Genomic DNA, 16,328 nt, shown 5'->3' on the forward strand with positions numbered 1-16,328 from the left:
CCCATTGGGCCTCTTTCAAAGCATCGTCCAGGACCCCTGCACATGTTAAACGACAACAAAAAATAACTTAGAGAATCATTATGTCTTCCCTCTCCCCAAGTACCTCGCAGCCCTTTAAAGGGTTGACTAAGTATCGCCCAGGCAGTCTTAGAGAAGTGTTAGTCATATCCTTCCCTATGATGATGACGGCCCTTTCAACAAATTTAATGTTTTTTTTGGATCGACTTCTTTTAGCCCGCTATTCAACAGAAGCAATGAATACAATGGCTACAACCTGGATGGCGTGTGCTATTTTTCAGTATGGTTCTTCCGGTGTCGCTTCGATTGCTGAAGTTTTTGTCGGGCAACATAATGGTGCTAAACAATATGATCGCGTTGCAGAACCTGTCTGGCAAATGATTTGGTTTGCTTTATCACTTTCGATCGTTTTTATTCCCATGGCCATTTATGGCAACACTTGGTTTATCCCTGAAGAATATGAATCTATGGGAGCCCCCTATTTCACTTTCTTGATGTTCTTTTCATCTCTCGTGCCCCTTATGGTGGCCGTAGCATCATTTTTTATAGGTACTGGACGCGTGGCTATTGTTACGTTCGCAACAATTTTAGCCAATGTGATTAACCTTGTTTTAGCCTATTTGTTTGTTTTTGGTGTTGAAGGCTGGATTCCTTCTTTTGGATTGATGGGAGCTGCTTATGCCATGGTCACAGCTCAAATAGTTCAGGCAACGGTTCTTCTCAGTATTTTTATCGGCAAGAAAAAGTACCGCGAAAAATATCATACCCACGTGATGACTTTTAATAGGAAAGTTCTGTTGAAATGTCTTGAGATTGGCTTACCAACGACTATTGGTCACGTCCTTGAAATCGCCGCTTGGTCTGTTCTTTTAAATATGATGGCTCATCGTGGAGAAGCCTATGTAACAATCGTTTCCATTGGCCAAAGTATTTTTATACTTCTTGCTTTCCTCAATGATGGAATTCAAAAAGGGATTATTGCTATCGGCTCTAATCTAATTGGCGGCAAGCAATGGTCAATTGTTCCAAAAGCTCTCTACTCAACATTTCAAGTCCATCTCAGTATGATGGTTATTTTAGCACTTCCCCTCTTGGTTATGCCCGATTTATTGATTGAGCTATTTTTACCTGAGGTTACAATCAAGAGTCATCTTGTGGAATTAAGAGAGATGACAAAAATTGCACTGTTTTGGGTTTGGGTTTTTATTGTGTTTGACGGATTTGCATGGGTAATGGCAGGCATGCTCACAGCTGCCGGAGATACAAAATATGTCATGATGATAAGCACAACGGGTGTGTGGGTCTTTGCCCTTTTGCCAATTTATATTTTCGTGGTTTCTTCCTCTGGCACTCCCCAATTAACTTGGGCAATAACCGCAGTCTATGGTGCTATTCACGTTATTCTGATGTATATACGTTATCGAGGAGATCGTTGGAAACAACATAATATTACAGGTCATTAACACTCTGTTAAGCTTTTGAAAGTAAAAGGAATTATGAAAGACTCTAGGATTTCCATCTTAAAATTTGCTTTTTAGGATATTGACCCGGAAATCCTAGGGTTTTTTTTGTTCTATTGACAGCTTTTTCTCTTGCGTTTAATTAATCTCGGTGATCAATTTTTAAGGTTTAGATTTATGAAACATATTCTCTTATTGGTAATAACCACCTTTTTCTTGAGTTATCCTTTAGAGGCCTCTTTTTTTAAAGAAGAAATAGTCGAAGAGGGCGCACCAACAAGGATTCAATATACGCGTGATCAGTTGCTTCATTTAGAGAAGAGTCCTCTCTCTAAACTCCCGCTCCATATTGATTTAAAATTTTATCATCAGAAGGCGCAGAAATCCTATAAAAAGTATCCTCGTAAACAAAAAAGACACGATTATCGGCAATAAATTACGAGACTCACAGAATCTACATATTTGGATAGCGAGGCCCCCCTCCCCCTTCAGGAGGAACCCAGTTAATGTTTTGAGTGGGATCCTTAATATCGCAAGTTTTACAATGGACACAATTTTGCGCATTAATTTGTAATCGTGGGGCTTGATTATCTCCATCCCGCACAATTTCATAAACACCTGCAGGACAATAGCGTTGTTCAGGAGAATCATAGAGTGCGAGATTACAACTTATGGCTCGCTCAGGATCAGATAAATGAAGATGACACGGTTGATTTTCTGGGTGATTCGTATTGGATTGAAATACAGAAGTAAGCCTATCAAAGCTGATAATATTATCGGGTTTGGCATAGGCAATAGGCTTTGAATTCTTAGCCAACTTCAAACTCTCATTGTCCTTATGGTGTTTTAGCGTCCATGGCATTACCCCCCTGAAGAGATAAGTCTCTAAAGCCGCATTTATCAACCCAGACAAAAGCCCCCAACGAAAACCTGGTCGAATGTTACGCACTTTTTTGAGCTCTTTATTAATCCAACTTTTTTTCACACGTTCATCAAATTCACCCAAAAGCACCTTATTGGCTTTACCGTTCATACTTAAAAATTCAAAAACAGTCTCTGCAGCAATCATTCCAGACTTCATCGCTGTATGAGTACCTTTAATCTTTGGAACATTCAGAAACCCAGCACTACAACCGATAAGCGATCCCCCTGGAAAACTCAAATTTGGAATGGATTGATACCCTCCCTCATTTAAAGCACGTGCTCCATAAGCCATACGTTTTCCCCCTTCCAATAAACTTCTAATCGCAGGATGCTGTTTAAAACGTTGAAACTCTTCATAAGGACTCATGTAGGGATTCTGATAATCTAATCCCACAACAAAGCCTATAGAGATCTGATTGTTTTCAAGATGGTAGATAAAGGAACCCCCATATGTTTTACGGTCTAAGGGCCAACCAATAGTGTGTGTAATGAAACCCGGGTGATGATTTTCAGGTTTTACTTCCCACAATTCCTTGATGCCTAATCCGTAGGTTTGAGGTTGAGCGTCTTTCCGCAAGTTATATTTAATCATAATTTCTTTACTTAAAGAGCCATGACACCCCTCTGCGAGTAGAACGTGACGAGCAAAAACTTTTACCCCTTCTTGATATCGATCTGTAGGTTTTCCTTCTGCATCCAACCCCATCGGTGTCGTTTCAACCCCAATCACACAATCATCATCATCAAAGATTGCCTTAGCAACTGCAAATCCTGGGTAAATTTCTACACCTAGCCCTTCAGCCTTTTGCGCCAACCAACGACATAGATTTCCTAAGCTAATCACGTAGTTACCGTGATTTTTCATTTGTGGAGGCGTGGGAAGACGAAAAGCACGTCTCTTCGTTAAAAATAAAAACTTATCTTTTTGTGCCTGTATATTTAAAGGTGCGCCTTGCTCTTTCCAATCAGGGATCAATTCATTTAACGCTTTTGGATCAATGACAGCTCCCGATAAAATATGGGCACCAACCTCAGATCCTTTTTCAAGAATGCAAACAGAGAGATTTTTGCCCTGCTCTTGGCATAATTGCTTGAGACGAATAGCAGAAGACAATCCAGACGGACCTGCCCCCACGATAACAACATCATACTGTAGCGAATCTGACATAAGGGCCTTCCCAATTTCTTATAATATCTTTTTACGTTTTACGTTTTCACAAACTTTTATTAAATTTAAAGGATAAATAAAAGAGTTTGCAACTTAAGATTACAGTGGAAGTGATGTCAAAAATATTTTTCTGCATTTTTTTCGTAATGCTATATAGCATGCTTCCATTGGAAGTAGCGTGCGCAGGAGATATTCCAACTCGGAAAATATGGGTAGATGCTCCCGATGAAAATAATATCAAATTAAGTTTTATTTTTGATTCTTTACCCAATGTTGCTGTTTTTCAAAGAGGAAAAATGCTGTGGATTGTTTTTGATCAGGTCTTTAAACTCGATCTGTTCCACACTAAAAAGTTTAAAAATGAGCTCATTGGAAGGCCTCATGTAATAGAACACCCAGAAGCCACTATCATCAGATTAGAGCTTAAAGAATCCCATATTCCAGCTATCTTGAGAGGGAAAAATACCTTTTCACTTCAGTTTTCTGCTTTTGCACAAAATCATCCCCATATCTTACCTTTGGATGAAGGAATCAATGACAATGGTACCCTCATTTTTGGTTTTCCCAATAAAACTAAACCTATCGTGATCAAAGACCCAGATGCAAATGATTATCTGTACGTCTTTCCTCTCCAGCAAGAAGGGATAGAAATTGAGCGTCAATTCACTGACTTTACAATTATAGAATCTCTTCAAGGTTTGGTGCTTAATACTGGGGACGATATCCTTAACATTAATATACAAAATGAAAAATTAAGTATAAGCGGAAAAAACAGGGCACTCATCCTCTCAAAAAATGAAGATCGCAAACGTCAACGTAATCAGGCTATTGTCCCAGCGTTGTTTCCATTTTTATCTGAACTTCCCCCTATTCCTGAGAAAGATTGGATTTATCATCGTCAATTTTTATTACGAAAAATTCATGAATCATCGGATCCTCTTAAAGCCCGTCACAACCTCATAAATTTTTTTATTAATACGCATAATATTGAAGAAGCACTTGGTGTTGCAAAACTTATAAAAGCAGAATCACCTTTAAGAGCTATGTTATTAGCTTTATGTAAAAAAATACGCCTCTCAAGAACACTCTTGGATGATATGGACCTTATGTCCGAACCTGAAATGATGCTTTGGCTAGCCTATGCTGAAAGTGCCCAAGGTTTCTATAAATCGGCTTTTGAAAAATTCACACAATCTCTTGCCTACTTCCAGAATTATCCAACAAAAATCAAAAATACTCTCGCTCTTATGGCAGCTCATTCATCACTAGAAGTTGGCTATAGCGCCCAAATTTTCTTAAATTTGATCAATCAAAAAGAACTGTCGCGTGATCAAATTGTTCATCATAAATATCTTTTGGCTCGAGAACTTTTATTAAATGATGATAAAGAGAACGCAATAGCTTATTTAAAAAATGTTCAAGAATCCCATGATAACCGAAAAATTAAAACGCTTGCCATTCTTTCGTTAGGTACTCTTGATCCTGAAAAAAATCCTGACGATTTTTTAAAAGTATTAGAAAACTTAGAAACCGAATGGCGTTATGATTCTATTGAGGTTGAAGTTTTAGAAAGATTAATTCATCTCTATCTTGAAAAGAAAGAGGACGTGGCCGTGATTAAATCAGTGCGTACTTTGTCCGAATATTACCCTGATTTTTATAATCTTGAGATTTATCGTGAACAAGCCAGAAACTGTTTTTTGAATAAGACTGAGCAATTACTTAAAGAGTCACCAATAGACGCTGTCGCCTTTTTCAGCACGTATAGGCAGTTTGCTGGTTTTGAACCTAGAAGTATTGAAGTTACTCACAAAATCATTGATGTCATGCTCGATATGAAAGTTTACACCAAAGCTGAAGAGTTATTAAAGCTGCAATTACAGAATACAGAACCTAAAGAGCCATTGTATTATATTTTAACTATAGAACTCGCCAATGTACTGAGCGAGGAAGAAAAAGATGATGAAGCTTTAAAAACACTGAAAGCTATTTCATCAAATGATATGAATGACGATCTAAAGAAAAGAAAAGCATTTCTTGAGGCAAAGATCTTAATCGAACTTGAGAAATTTGATGAAGCGCGCGCTTTAATGAAAAGTATGAACTCCAACCAAATACAACTCTTACAAATCCAATTGGCTTGGCAACAAAAAGAATGGGAAGAACTCAAAAAGCTCCTTGATGAATTTCTTACCACCCCTCCAGACAACCAACCTTTGAATCCAAGAATGATTTTGCAGTATGCAACCAGCTTGGCAAACCTTGGAAAAACTGAGGACTTAAAAGGATTAGAGGAAAAATATGGTTCTATGATGGAAAAAAGTCATTATAAAAATGAATTCCAAATGTTGATTCATCCTTTGAAACCTTTAGCATCTTAATTTGATGCTTTAGCCACCAGCAAAGAAACTTTTCACCAGACTTCCAACCAACAGGTTCCAACCATCAATCATCACAAAAAAGATTACTTTAAAAGGAAGAGAAATCATCATGGGAGGCAGCATCATCATACCCATGGACATTAAAATGGAAGCAACCAACATATCGATAATGATAAACGGAAGGAAAATAAGAAAGCCTATTTCAAAAGCGCGACGCAGCTCGCTCACCATAAAAGCAGGAATCAAAGCTCTTAAAGGCGTTTGATCTACAGACTTCAATTCGTCTATTTTTGAAAGATCCAGAAAAAGTTCTAAATCCTTTTCACGCACTTGAGTCAACATAAACCCTTTAATTGGCTCCATAGTTTTTTCCAAAGCTTGTTCTTCATTCATCTTCTCTTCCATATATGGTTTGACTCCCTCTTCGTAAGCTTTTTGAAGAGTAGGGGCCATAATAAAACCTGTAAGAAAGAGGGCAAGACTTACCAAAACCGTATTGGGCGGTGATTGTTGCATACCCAAAGCACTTCTTAAAAAGGATAGAACAACGATAAGTCGCGTAAAAGACGTCAACATAACAAGGATTGAAGGTGCTAAACTGAGGATAGACATTAGAAAGACAAGTTGGACCATCCTTGCCGTCGTCGACCCCCCACCCTTGCCAAAATCAAGTGTCAATGATTGTGCAAAACCTTCATTAGCACTGAGCAACAAAAAAAAGAACAGAGGGAGAATACTCAAAAGAATAAATACAATTTTTTTACGATTTATAAAACGAAACTTTTTTTGCATCTTTCCTGCCTTTATTCAGCTTTTTTCTGTGATGACAGTTTGGCATCCACTTGCAATGGTTGCTGACCTCCCAGAAGGAACATATACTCTTTACCTTCCCACTCCACTAAAAAAAGTCGGTGCCGCGGATCAAGCATCGTTGCTTCAAGAACTTTTATTTTTTTGCTTTTAAATTTATTCATGGTCAAGGGTGCAAAAAAGCGCTTAAAAATAAACGCTACAGCAAAAATAATGAGAATGGTGATCCCTAAGCCAAAAATAGCTTGAAGCATTACTTCATTAAACATCGTCCAACGCCCCTGGATATGTTTCAATGGGAGTATTCCGCAAATAACTTTTAATACCGTGTTTTTGACGCGCAAGACCACTCAGTTCTTGATTTAATGCAGCATATCGTACCGTCAGTAACTCACCAAAGGCATCAAAATCTATTTTTAACTCCTCTAGGGCTGTTTTAAATTCAGCGTGCTTTCCAGCCTGTTCAATAATCATTTTGAGATTTTCAACTTCTTGGCTCAGCTCTTTGACATTGATACTTCCCGTTTCTTGAAAATTTTTGATTACGTTAGCCAGAGTATTTCTTAAATCGCTAATCTTTTTAGAAATGTCTGTTGACGTTAATGAATGGGTCATTTGAGAATTTTATCAATTAGATTAACGCTTTGAGCGGCATTTTGATTTTCGAGACGGATACGCTCATAGAGTTCATTTCGAAGAACGGATGTATCATCAGGAAATTCAAATCCCAATTTGGCATACTTTCCCTTCACTTCAAGAACATGTACTTTAATCTTGTCGTTTATAATAACAGTTTCGCCAATTTTTCGCGTGATACAAAGCATTGTTATTTAACATTTTTATAATTTTAATTTATACTATCATAAAATTTACTTTTTATTAATGCAAATTTTTAATACTTTTAAAGATGTTAACATCATAAGGAAACCTTATGGCTGACGTTTTTAAAGTCACCAGTACAAAACTCAGAATGCTGGAAGAGCAAAAGATTGTTGCGGCTGATAATATAACACGTTCATCACTGCCTGGTGCAAAGACAAAAACTATCAATTTTAAAGGTGTTCTTCACTCAGGCCAAGAAGCGCCCAACGACCCTCATACGTTGAAAAAAACTAACGATAAGCACCTTGGCTCTAATTCAGGATATTATACAACGACAGTTGGACCTCATCATGTGCAGGCCCAGGTATCCCTGTCCAATAATTCAATTGATGCTCATGAGCAAATGGCAAAGTTTGATCAGGCTGCAACAGATTATTATAAAACACTCAATATTCTACAAACCAATTTAAATCGTTATAAAATGATCTTAAGCTCAGGAAAGTAGATTGGGGTAACATATGGTGGACAATATTTCTCCTGTTAAAAAAATGGCGATCAAAGCTCTTAAGGCGAACAATGAACGCATGAAGGTTATTTCTCAAAATATGGCAAACTCACAATCTGCTAACTACGTCCCCAAAGAAATCACTTTTAAATCAAAACTCGACAAACAGAGTAATGTTCAAGTGGTAGAAGTCCAGAAAGTCACGAGCAATTCACAAAAAATGCACTTGGTCTATAACCCTAGTCATCCTAATGCCGATGGAAATGGCTATGTAAAAATGCCTGATATCAATCCACTAATGGAAATGATGAATTTGCAAGAAACCAAACAAGATGCAACACGTGCCATGAAGATCACTGAAGTTGATAAGGACCTCGAATATAAAACTATTCGCTTGATCAGTGGCCGCTAAAGTTTAAGAAAGGACAAAAATGTCAGAAATTAAAACTGCTCCAGTAACAGCAATTGCAAATTATCAGGATGTAAAAAGCCTCAAAACTGAAAACTCTGGCGAAACGACATCGACCCCTTTTAAAGAATTTCTTATGGAAGCAGTTGATTCCTCTAAAAAAGCTGAAGAGATTACGGTTCATGCTGCCAATGATAAAGCCTCTTCCATTGACGTTATGGAAGCCATGACGCAAGCTGAAAAAAACCTTCTCGAGTTCAAAACTGTCTGGGATAAAGTCATTCAAAGTATTCAAGAACTGAATCGTTCAAATATGTAACGATCTTTCGTCAAAGAAATCAAATAAGGCCAAAATCCATAGGATCGTCGACTGCAGCTGTTCAAGATTTGGTATGAACCACAGACACCTGTTCTAAGCTTATCCCAGTTTTTGAATCTCCTCTTCCATAAGGCCAGTACATGCTTGAATAGTTTCTACACATACTTTGCTGGCGATCTCTTGTAAAACTCCTCAATAAAAAGGCCCCTAGCTCTCTTTGAGCCAGGTCTTTTTGTTCTCCCTTACTGAAGCGTTTTGATATCTTCTAAAGAAAGATCTGTGGTCGCTGCAACCTCTTCTGAAGAGAGATTTTTTTTGAGCAATCTTTTCGCAATCTCAAGACTGGCCTCCTTTATTCCTTCCTTTTTCCCTTTTTCTATACCTTCTTTTACGCCTTCTTCTTTGCCTTCTTTCATATTCTTTTGTAAGTTTTCTATATTCTTTTGTAAATTTTCTGTATTCTTTTGTAAATTTTCTGTATTCCTTTGTAAGGTTTCTAAGGTTTGAGCGGCAATCATTTCTTCAAAATAGCGATCTGCATAGGACCAAAAAGCATCACTGGACAACACATGTCGGTCAACGGCTTCGTAGATAGGTCGGATCTTGGTGTTTTCCGGAACTTTTGTAATTTTTCGCCAGTTCTTGAGAAAATAAAGAAATTCTCCCATAGGGGTATTGATTTTCCTTTTTTCTTGTTCAAATTTTTTAAGATTAATGACAATAAAATGCAGACCTTTAAAATCGTTCTCATGGGTTTCGGTGTCAAGGATCGCGTGACGCGAGATATAACTCTTCTTATGGGGGGAAAAATTGAAATCCGTAAACTCGATAGCATAGACAGAGTCCAAAGACACATATTTCTGTCCCTTGAAAAGCTGCCCCGTATAAGCCTCCGACGCATAATAAACGAGACGTTTATCAAAAGCTTCTTGCAGGGACCGTTGCATTTCAATCAATATACACCGTCCCTTATGATCGCGACACACCACATCAATAAAAGATTTTTTGCCTTTTTCCTTTTGAGGAAGATTCTCGGTTTGTAAGACTTCAAATCTCTCGATGGCATTGTCCCCTTCGAGTTGTAAAATCTCATTAAGAACGGTGATCACAACTTTTTCATTTTCTGGGCTCGTAAAAATATTTTTAAACGCCACATCATCCATGGGATTAATAAAGGGGACTTCCGTAATGGGAAGATCTTTCGTGGTTTCTTCAAAGATCACCTCATCCGTGTTCGCCAATAATACTTTTGACGAACCATGGAAAGAGCGATTGTTGAGTGTATCCGGCCAACTTAAGAGTCTTACTTTCTTTTTCAGAGGGCTCGACGCCCCTCCAACCAGAGAAATCGTCGGTTCATGTTTACGCTGCTTGGGAAACGTTCTTTGTTCGGTCTTACGTTTCAAAGACAGACGGCTAACGCCTTGGACCAAGTCTTCAATCAAGAATGACCCCTGGCTGTCGCCAGTACTCATCATAAATAAACCCACGACACTTGCTATAAATTTTGGACGCACATACTGCAGACCCATGGAACATTCTCCTGTTCTAAACGTTACACACCGCCCGCATGATTATTTTGATTTATTTAGAACATAGTATCTATTTTTATCAAAATGTCAAGTTTTTATCCTAGGATTTGCTCATGACTGACCGCTATTGGCTATCAAAACGTCGCTTACCAAAATCTATCCGGTGGTGTCGCAGCCATCCATAGTGGTCAAAAGCTGATTTAGAATTCTCACGCTTAAGTACTCTTCTCTGTCTTAAGAGACAGGATTTTTTCTTCGCTCAATCCTGTAGCTTTTGCGATTTTTTCTACCTCTATCCCCATCGCTAACAAATTCATGGCTGATTCAGTCTTACCTTTTTCTATACCCTCTTCCAGGGCTTCCATTTTCATAGAATCTATGTGGTGAGAGTAGCGGGAAAAGTTGTTATCCTGCTCGTCCTGGAGCGCCCGTTCCTTCGCAGAGAAATCCTTACGCATGCTTAACTCATAGGCCTTATGGAGACCGGTACTGATGCCTGAGGGGATTTCTTTCATGTCCTGAGCATTTTTAAAATAATCGAGCCAATCCTTCAGATTTTTGTTCTGTTGAAGTTCTTCCTCATCGCCTTTCACATTCTCCAAGGAATATTGAATCAACTGTAATTCAGGAATGACATTTTGCGGATCCTTTTGATCTTGTATGATGTAATGGCGCATAAAGTGCGCACCCTGAGGCCAAAATCGTACGTTATCTGGCCCGCCTCCCAGGACATTGATACAAACCAACTTTTTAAGATCCTCCCACTCCTGCCCTTCCCGTAATTGATTGCCGTAAATAGCGCTAGCATAGGCCAGGGCTCTCTTGTCCCAATAGTTCTGTTTCTTGACTTGGACTTCAACCAAAACATACTCATCCGTCGACAAGCGACACAAGATATCCACATCAGAGTCCCTTTCCATGGGTAACAAACTTAAGAGATCCCCATAGTGGGCCGCAACTCCCCACAAAAACGTTGATCCTAAAATGGACATGTTGTTATCACACATAACTTTATGTTGGCTTGGCTGTTGTTGTACATTCTCCATATACTCAACCATTCCTTTGGCTTTAAAAAGTTCCTTAAGATTCGTTATGCGACGGATTGGATTTAAGGACACATCCAGGGGTTGCGTCGACACAACATCCGGTAGCTTGGCAAAAGTTCGAATAAAATCAAGGCGAGCCTCATCATTGGCCAAGACCTTTTTAACGGTGGCATCATAGGTGGGGCGCCCAAAAACCTGTTTTGCACTTTGTATCCAGGGCTCCGACGCCTTAAACAGCTTAGGACTTGTTGCAAAAGACCGACGCTGGATTTTTGGAAGGAGAGGCTTGCTTCGAAGCGTAAGCCCCTTCATGCCATCGACCAGGTCTTTCATCAAGAACGACCCGTGGCTTTCGCCAATAATCCCCCCAACTAAGCAACATACTACGACTGCGATAAATTTTGGACGCACATATTGCAGACCCATGGAACTCTCTCCTGTTCTTTTTAATGACACAACGCCCGCATGATTTTTATGATTTATTTAGAACACTCTATCTATATTTATCAATATGTCAAGTTTTTGTCAGTTATGTGCCTATGACTCCGGGCGTGAAGTATCATCGCGAAATCCGAGGAGATCACGTCGCTACACTCGTGATGACCGGGAGGATAGAGGAAGAGATAGGTGCTTTGATGACGGAGAAAGGAAAGATCCCACTTATGAGAAAGAAGAGTACCTTAAGCTATCAGCTGTTTTTGAGCCAGGTCATAATAAAGGCCTTTGGCTTTGACAAGAGCTTCATGCTGCCCCGTTGCCACAATCTCTCCCCGATCCAAAACAATAATGTTATCAGCTTTTTTAACTGTCGTGAGACGGTGAGCCGCAATGATTGTTGTTCTGTCTTTCATTAATTCTTCAATGGCCATTTGGACATAATGTTCTTTCAGAGCATCTAAAGCGTTTGTCGCTTCATCAAGCAAGAGTATTTGAGGAGACTTCAATAGAGCGCGGGCAATAGCAATGCGCTGACGTTGCCCCCCCGATAATTTGACGCCTCTTTCCCCTAACACAGTATCATAGCCTTGGGGAAGAGATTCAGAAAATTCATGGACATAAGCAGCTTTAGCCGCTTCAAGAACACTCTTTCGAGAAGCCTTAGGATTAGCAAACCAAATATTATTAAACACTGTATCATTAAAAATCACAGGATCCTGCGGAACAATACCAATTTTTGAGCGCACAGTTTCCAAACTCAACTGATCAAGGGGGATACCGCTTAAGTTTATAGAACCTTGTTGAGGATCATAAAAACGCAACAACAACTGAAAGAGTGTGCTCTTTCCTGCTCCTGAAGGTCCTACAAGCGCTATATGTTGCCCGCCTATCACTTGTAAATTAACTCCCTTCAAAGCTGGCTTTTCAGGACGAGAAGGATAGAAAAATGTCAAATTTTTAATAGTAATAGTCACCTTAGAGGATGGGGGGATGACTTGTGGTGCTTTTGGATCACGAATAAGAGAGGATGTCGCCATCACTGATAAAATACGTTCCATAGCACCAGAAGAAGCTTGAATATCTCCAATCACTTCAGCTAAGGAATTCAGAGAACCAGTCGCCACAATGGCATAGAAAATAAAGGCAGCTAATTCCCCTGCTGTCATTGCTCCCGCATACACATCATTAGCGCCAACCCAAGCGACCAGCCCTACAGCAAGAAAAGCCAAACCAATGACGGAAGCTATCAAGAGAGATCGTTTGTGTACACGCCTTTTGCTGAATCCTAAGCTCTCTAGCAAAAGAGCTTTATGAGCTTTATCTGTCTCTGCCTCAGCATGTAAGATCTGCACATCTTTAATAGCCATCAGCTTTTCTTCTTCAAAGGCATTCACTAATCCCAATTGATCTTGAGATTCTTTACTCACATTTTTTAGAGATCGTCCAATGAGAAAAATAGGAATAAGAACAACAGGGATCGTCGCTAAAATAACCAGCAGTAAACGAGGACTGGTAATAATAAGAAAAATTAAACTACCAAAAAGCTGAATTGTACTGCGAATCGCCACGGCTCCTGACGCAGCAACAACTGTACGAATCAGGGTTGCATCACCATTGAGTCGTGCCAACAAATCTCCAAGCCTTTGCTTTTCATAGAAAATGAGATCCATAGTTAAAAGATGATTAAAGAGTTTTGCTTTTAAATCAGATACAACTCTTTCAGCCATCCAAGCAGTTGTCGAAGTTCTAACATACGTCGCTAATGCTAAAACGATACTTAAAAAAGCAAACACTATGATAGAGCGCGTAAAGAGGCTGGAATTAGGAGAATGAAGATTTTGATCAATGAGAACGCGTACGACTTGGCCAAGTCCTAGAATAATAACAGCAGCGACGCTGAGAGCACATAACGCCCGCACCAACTCCCACCCATAAGGCTTTAGATAATGCCACGTATATTTGAGGTTTTTAAGATTATCTTTAGGAGATGTTGTCACATTAAACCCATGAAAAAGCTTAGAAATTTGGTTCGATTAATCTTTCAATCTCCTCATAAGTCGGAGCATATGGAATAACCTTGCCCTGAACAATAAATGTAGGTGTTGCATTAATATTCATCATTTTCTCAGCCTCAAGGCGCGACTTTAGAAAAGCGTCTACTTTTTCTTGATTTTTGATAAATTGTAAACACTTTTGAGGATCGAGCTGGCAAATTTCTGATAAGGCCCTATGCCCTTGATCGCTTATCCAATGATTTTGTCTCTCAAAAAGGCGTGCAAGCGTTTGAGCTTGTCGCAATTTTGGTACTTGGCTTAAGACCACCGCAGCATCAATAGCTCTCTGATCCAAGGGAAAATGCTTAAAAATAAAACGCACTTTTCCTGTATCGATAAATCTCCGTTTAATTTTTGGTAACACTTCATTATGAAAATGAGCACAATGACCACAAGTTAATGAAGAATATTCAATAATGGTGATGGGGGCTTCTGCGTCTCCCATGACAATATCTAAATCAGATAATAGTGAATAATCAACATTTGCCAAAGCTTTTGGCTGTTCAAAATGCTTGTATAAAAAATGACCTCCCCCCAAAAGAAGGAAGAGCATTCCTACTAAAACACCCATGAATTTTTTATTAATTTTTTTTCCTCTCATCTTAAGTCGGGATCTTATCTAGGATTTCTTGGTTTGTAAATTATCAAGCTTTGATCTTGACCTTTTTTCATGCAAATTTTACAAATCTTATTATTGTTAATTTTTTAGTCATCTTCTATCGTTAAATTCAACAAAAATCTTTGGATTAAGGTAAATGAGTATAATAAAAATAAAAACTATAACGTTTTTGGTCATTGGAAACACTGCATTAAACCTTTATCTCACGGGCTGTGAAACGGTTCCTTTCCAAGACAACAAAACATCAATCGGTCCAGTTTCGGAATCTCCTGCTCCTGAAAAAGAGTCTTCCACAAAAGAAAAAACAATAGCAAGTCCTGATAAAAGACCTGGAGAGGTAAGCACCGAAGATCCCTTAGAGGATTTAAATAGAGGCATCTTTAAATTTAATGAAACTATAGACGGGATGTTTTTGAAGCCTGCAGCCCAAATATATGACCTAACCGTTCATGAAAAAATTCAGGAAGGCGTTCATAACTTTTTAACTAACCTTACCTCTCCTGTGGTCTTTATTAATGATCTTCTGCAGGGTGCACCGGAACGCGCTTTTGAGACATTTGGACGCTTTTGTGTAAACTCTACTATAGGGTTGCTCGGTGTCTTTGATCCAGGTAAGGAAATGATTGCCGATTACCACTTTGAAGATTTTGGTCAAACTCTCGCTGTTGCAGGAGTTGACAGTGGACCTTTCTTGATGATCCCCATCATTGGCCCTTCAAATCCCAGAGATTTTATTGGTCGTGTCGTTGATTTCTTTGCCGACCCATTCCCTTATATTGCGAGACGTCATGGCTATAGGAACTGGAATTATGCACGTTATGGTGTTGAATTCATTGATAAGCGCACTCATTGGTTTGATATAGAAAAGACTATCTATAGTTCGAATGACCCTTATGCAATGGTTAAAACACTTTATATTCAAAATCGTGAGTTTAATATTAGTAATGGTATCGTCGATCGTGAATCTCCTAAACCTAGTGATGAGGAATAAGATGACAAAATTTTTGAGAATTCTTTTTATACCGCTTATTTTGTTAACAACAACCTACGATGTTAAGGCGCAAGACAAAGAAAATGGAAACGAAAATTCTAATGAAGCTTCCGTCAGTGAAAAAGGTCATTCGTATGAGACTTTCGTAAACGATATAGGAAATCAAATCATTGGTATTTTGGTTGATCGGAATTCCCCTATGGAAGACCGACGGGAACGCTTTCGTCAAATTTTAAAAAGCGTCTTTGAGATTAAATCCATTGGCAAATTTGTCATGGCGCGCTACTGGAGAACAATGAATGACGAACAAAAAGCTGAATTCTTAAAATTGTTTGAAGATGCCCTTGTTGAAAACTATTCAGCCCAATTTGACAATTATAATAACGAAAAACTAAGCGTTCTTTCTTCCCATGAAACGAAAGACGGTGGAAAAATCGTACAATCTCAGATCGTACGACCAAAAGGCGGAGAACCCTTGAGCGTTGACTGGAAAGTTTTTGATACGAAAAATGGCATGAAAATTTATGATTTAATCGTAAATGGCGTGAGTCTCAGCATCACTCAACGGTCTCTCTATGCTTCCACAATCCAAAACAACAATGGAAGTATTGATGCTTTGTTGACGTCTATGCGTGATAAAGATTTTCACAAAAAGCTGAATAACTCCACCAATGTGAATAATTCATAAAACAGCTTTTAAATAAAAAACAGTAGTGTTTTAGTGTGTCCCTGACGAAAATCAGGGACATTTTATTTTACAGTTATAAAACAACACCCTACAAAATAATTCCAAAATGGAAAAATATTGATTTTATAATTACTTTCATTTATA

17 protein-coding genes are annotated in these 16,328 nt (G+C 38.7%); 8 read left to right on the top strand and 9 right to left on the bottom strand.

Annotation, left to right across the window (positions count from 1 at the left end; genetic code table 11):
• The first annotated feature begins 80 nt into the window (after window positions 1-80).
• Entirely contained in the window at window positions 81-1,481 is a 1,401-nt protein-coding gene (locus GQ61_RS02500) for an MATE family efflux transporter (protein ID WP_085783783.1), read from the top strand.
• A gap of 174 nt (window positions 1,482-1,655) precedes the next feature.
• A complete protein-coding gene (locus tag GQ61_RS02505) occupies window positions 1,656-1,913 on the top strand; it encodes a hypothetical protein (RefSeq protein WP_085783784.1) in 258 nt (85 codons plus the stop codon).
• Window positions 1,914-1,932: 19 nt separating this feature from the next.
• Here the strand turns inward: GQ61_RS02505 and GQ61_RS02510 are convergent, their stop codons facing one another.
• Window positions 1,933-3,570 carry an electron transfer flavoprotein-ubiquinone oxidoreductase gene (locus GQ61_RS02510; RefSeq protein ID WP_085783785.1) on the bottom strand — a complete coding sequence of 546 codons (1,638 nt, stop codon included), beginning with the start codon at window positions 3,568-3,570 and terminating at the stop codon, window positions 1,933-1,935.
• Window positions 3,571-3,728: 158 nt separating this feature from the next.
• Here GQ61_RS02510 and GQ61_RS02515 point away from each other — a divergent pair, with 158 nt between their 5' ends.
• The gene (locus tag GQ61_RS02515; protein WP_157111120.1) at window positions 3,729-5,951 is read left to right on the top strand and encodes a tetratricopeptide repeat protein; all 2,223 of its coding nucleotides are present in this window, start codon (window positions 3,729-3,731) and stop codon (window positions 5,949-5,951) included.
• A 9-nt stretch (window positions 5,952-5,960) separates the two neighbouring features.
• Here the strand turns inward: GQ61_RS02515 and fliP are convergent, their stop codons facing one another.
• Genes fliP through csrA form a run of 4 tightly spaced genes read right to left on the bottom strand, consistent with a single transcriptional unit; the run spans window position 5,961 to window position 7,585 of the window.
• A complete protein-coding gene (gene fliP / locus GQ61_RS02520) occupies window positions 5,961-6,743 on the bottom strand; it encodes a flagellar type III secretion system pore protein FliP (RefSeq protein ID WP_085783787.1) in 783 nt (260 codons plus the stop codon).
• A gap of 11 nt (window positions 6,744-6,754) precedes the next feature.
• Complete coding sequence (locus GQ61_RS02525; RefSeq protein WP_085783788.1) at window positions 6,755-7,030, bottom strand: flagellar biosynthetic protein FliO; 276 nt, start codon at window positions 7,028-7,030, stop codon at window positions 6,755-6,757.
• Window positions 7,023-7,376 carry a hypothetical protein gene (locus GQ61_RS02530; RefSeq protein WP_085783789.1) on the bottom strand — a complete coding sequence of 118 codons (354 nt, stop codon included), beginning with the start codon at window positions 7,374-7,376 and terminating at the stop codon, window positions 7,023-7,025. The genes GQ61_RS02525 and GQ61_RS02530 overlap by 8 nt, the downstream gene beginning before the upstream one ends.
• Entirely contained in the window at window positions 7,373-7,585 is a 213-nt protein-coding gene (gene csrA / locus GQ61_RS02535) for a carbon storage regulator CsrA (protein ID WP_085783790.1), read from the bottom strand. Before csrA ends, GQ61_RS02530 begins: the two co-directional genes overlap by 4 nt.
• Window positions 7,586-7,692: 107 nt before the next feature.
• Here csrA and GQ61_RS02540 point away from each other — a divergent pair, with 107 nt between their 5' ends.
• Genes GQ61_RS02540 through GQ61_RS02550 form a run of 3 tightly spaced genes read left to right on the top strand, consistent with a single transcriptional unit; the run spans window position 7,693 to window position 8,816 of the window.
• On the top strand, window positions 7,693-8,088 hold the full coding sequence (locus GQ61_RS02540; RefSeq protein WP_085783791.1) for a flagellar basal body rod protein FlgB: 396 nt from the start codon (window positions 7,693-7,695) through the stop codon (window positions 8,086-8,088).
• A gap of 13 nt (window positions 8,089-8,101) precedes the next feature.
• Window positions 8,102-8,500 (top strand): flagellar basal body rod protein FlgC, encoded by a 399-nt coding sequence (locus GQ61_RS02545; RefSeq protein WP_085783792.1) that lies wholly within the window; start codon window positions 8,102-8,104, stop codon window positions 8,498-8,500.
• A gap of 19 nt (window positions 8,501-8,519) precedes the next feature.
• On the top strand, window positions 8,520-8,816 hold the full coding sequence (locus GQ61_RS02550; protein ID WP_085783793.1) for a flagellar hook-basal body complex protein FliE: 297 nt from the start codon (window positions 8,520-8,522) through the stop codon (window positions 8,814-8,816).
• Window positions 8,817-9,058: 242 nt separating this feature from the next.
• Here the strand turns inward: GQ61_RS02550 and GQ61_RS02555 are convergent, their stop codons facing one another.
• The 4 genes from GQ61_RS02555 to GQ61_RS02570 form a co-directional block, all read right to left on the bottom strand.
• Window positions 9,059-10,348 (bottom strand): Rpn family recombination-promoting nuclease/putative transposase, encoded by a 1,290-nt coding sequence (locus GQ61_RS02555; protein WP_085783794.1) that lies wholly within the window; start codon window positions 10,346-10,348, stop codon window positions 9,059-9,061.
• Between the two features lie 215 nt (window positions 10,349-10,563).
• The gene (locus GQ61_RS02560; RefSeq protein ID WP_085783795.1) at window positions 10,564-11,820 is read right to left on the bottom strand and encodes an Rpn family recombination-promoting nuclease/putative transposase; all 1,257 of its coding nucleotides are present in this window, start codon (window positions 11,818-11,820) and stop codon (window positions 10,564-10,566) included.
• 254 nt (window positions 11,821-12,074) lie between these two features.
• Window positions 12,075-13,829, bottom strand: a complete 1,755-nt coding sequence (locus GQ61_RS02565) for an ATP-binding cassette domain-containing protein (RefSeq protein ID WP_085783796.1) — start codon at window positions 13,827-13,829, stop codon at window positions 12,075-12,077.
• A 19-nt stretch (window positions 13,830-13,848) separates the two neighbouring features.
• Entirely contained in the window at window positions 13,849-14,487 is a 639-nt protein-coding gene (locus tag GQ61_RS02570) for a thioredoxin domain-containing protein (protein ID WP_085783797.1), read from the bottom strand.
• Between the two features lie 154 nt (window positions 14,488-14,641).
• On the opposite strand from GQ61_RS02570, the gene GQ61_RS02575 reads away from it, so the two are divergent.
• Window positions 14,642-15,496 carry an MlaA family lipoprotein gene (locus tag GQ61_RS02575; protein ID WP_085783798.1) on the top strand — a complete coding sequence of 285 codons (855 nt, stop codon included), beginning with the start codon at window positions 14,642-14,644 and terminating at the stop codon, window positions 15,494-15,496.
• Window position 15,497: 1 nt separating this feature from the next.
• The gene (locus tag GQ61_RS02580; RefSeq protein ID WP_198157381.1) at window positions 15,498-16,184 is read left to right on the top strand and encodes an MlaC/ttg2D family ABC transporter substrate-binding protein; all 687 of its coding nucleotides are present in this window, start codon (window positions 15,498-15,500) and stop codon (window positions 16,182-16,184) included.
• Window positions 16,185-16,328 lie beyond the last annotated feature (144 nt).

Origin of the sequence: Candidatus Nucleicultrix amoebiphila FS5, assembly GCF_002117145.1 — a bacterium.
Classification (GTDB): domain Bacteria; phylum Pseudomonadota; class Alphaproteobacteria; order Caedimonadales; family Nucleicultricaceae; genus Nucleicultrix; species Nucleicultrix amoebiphila.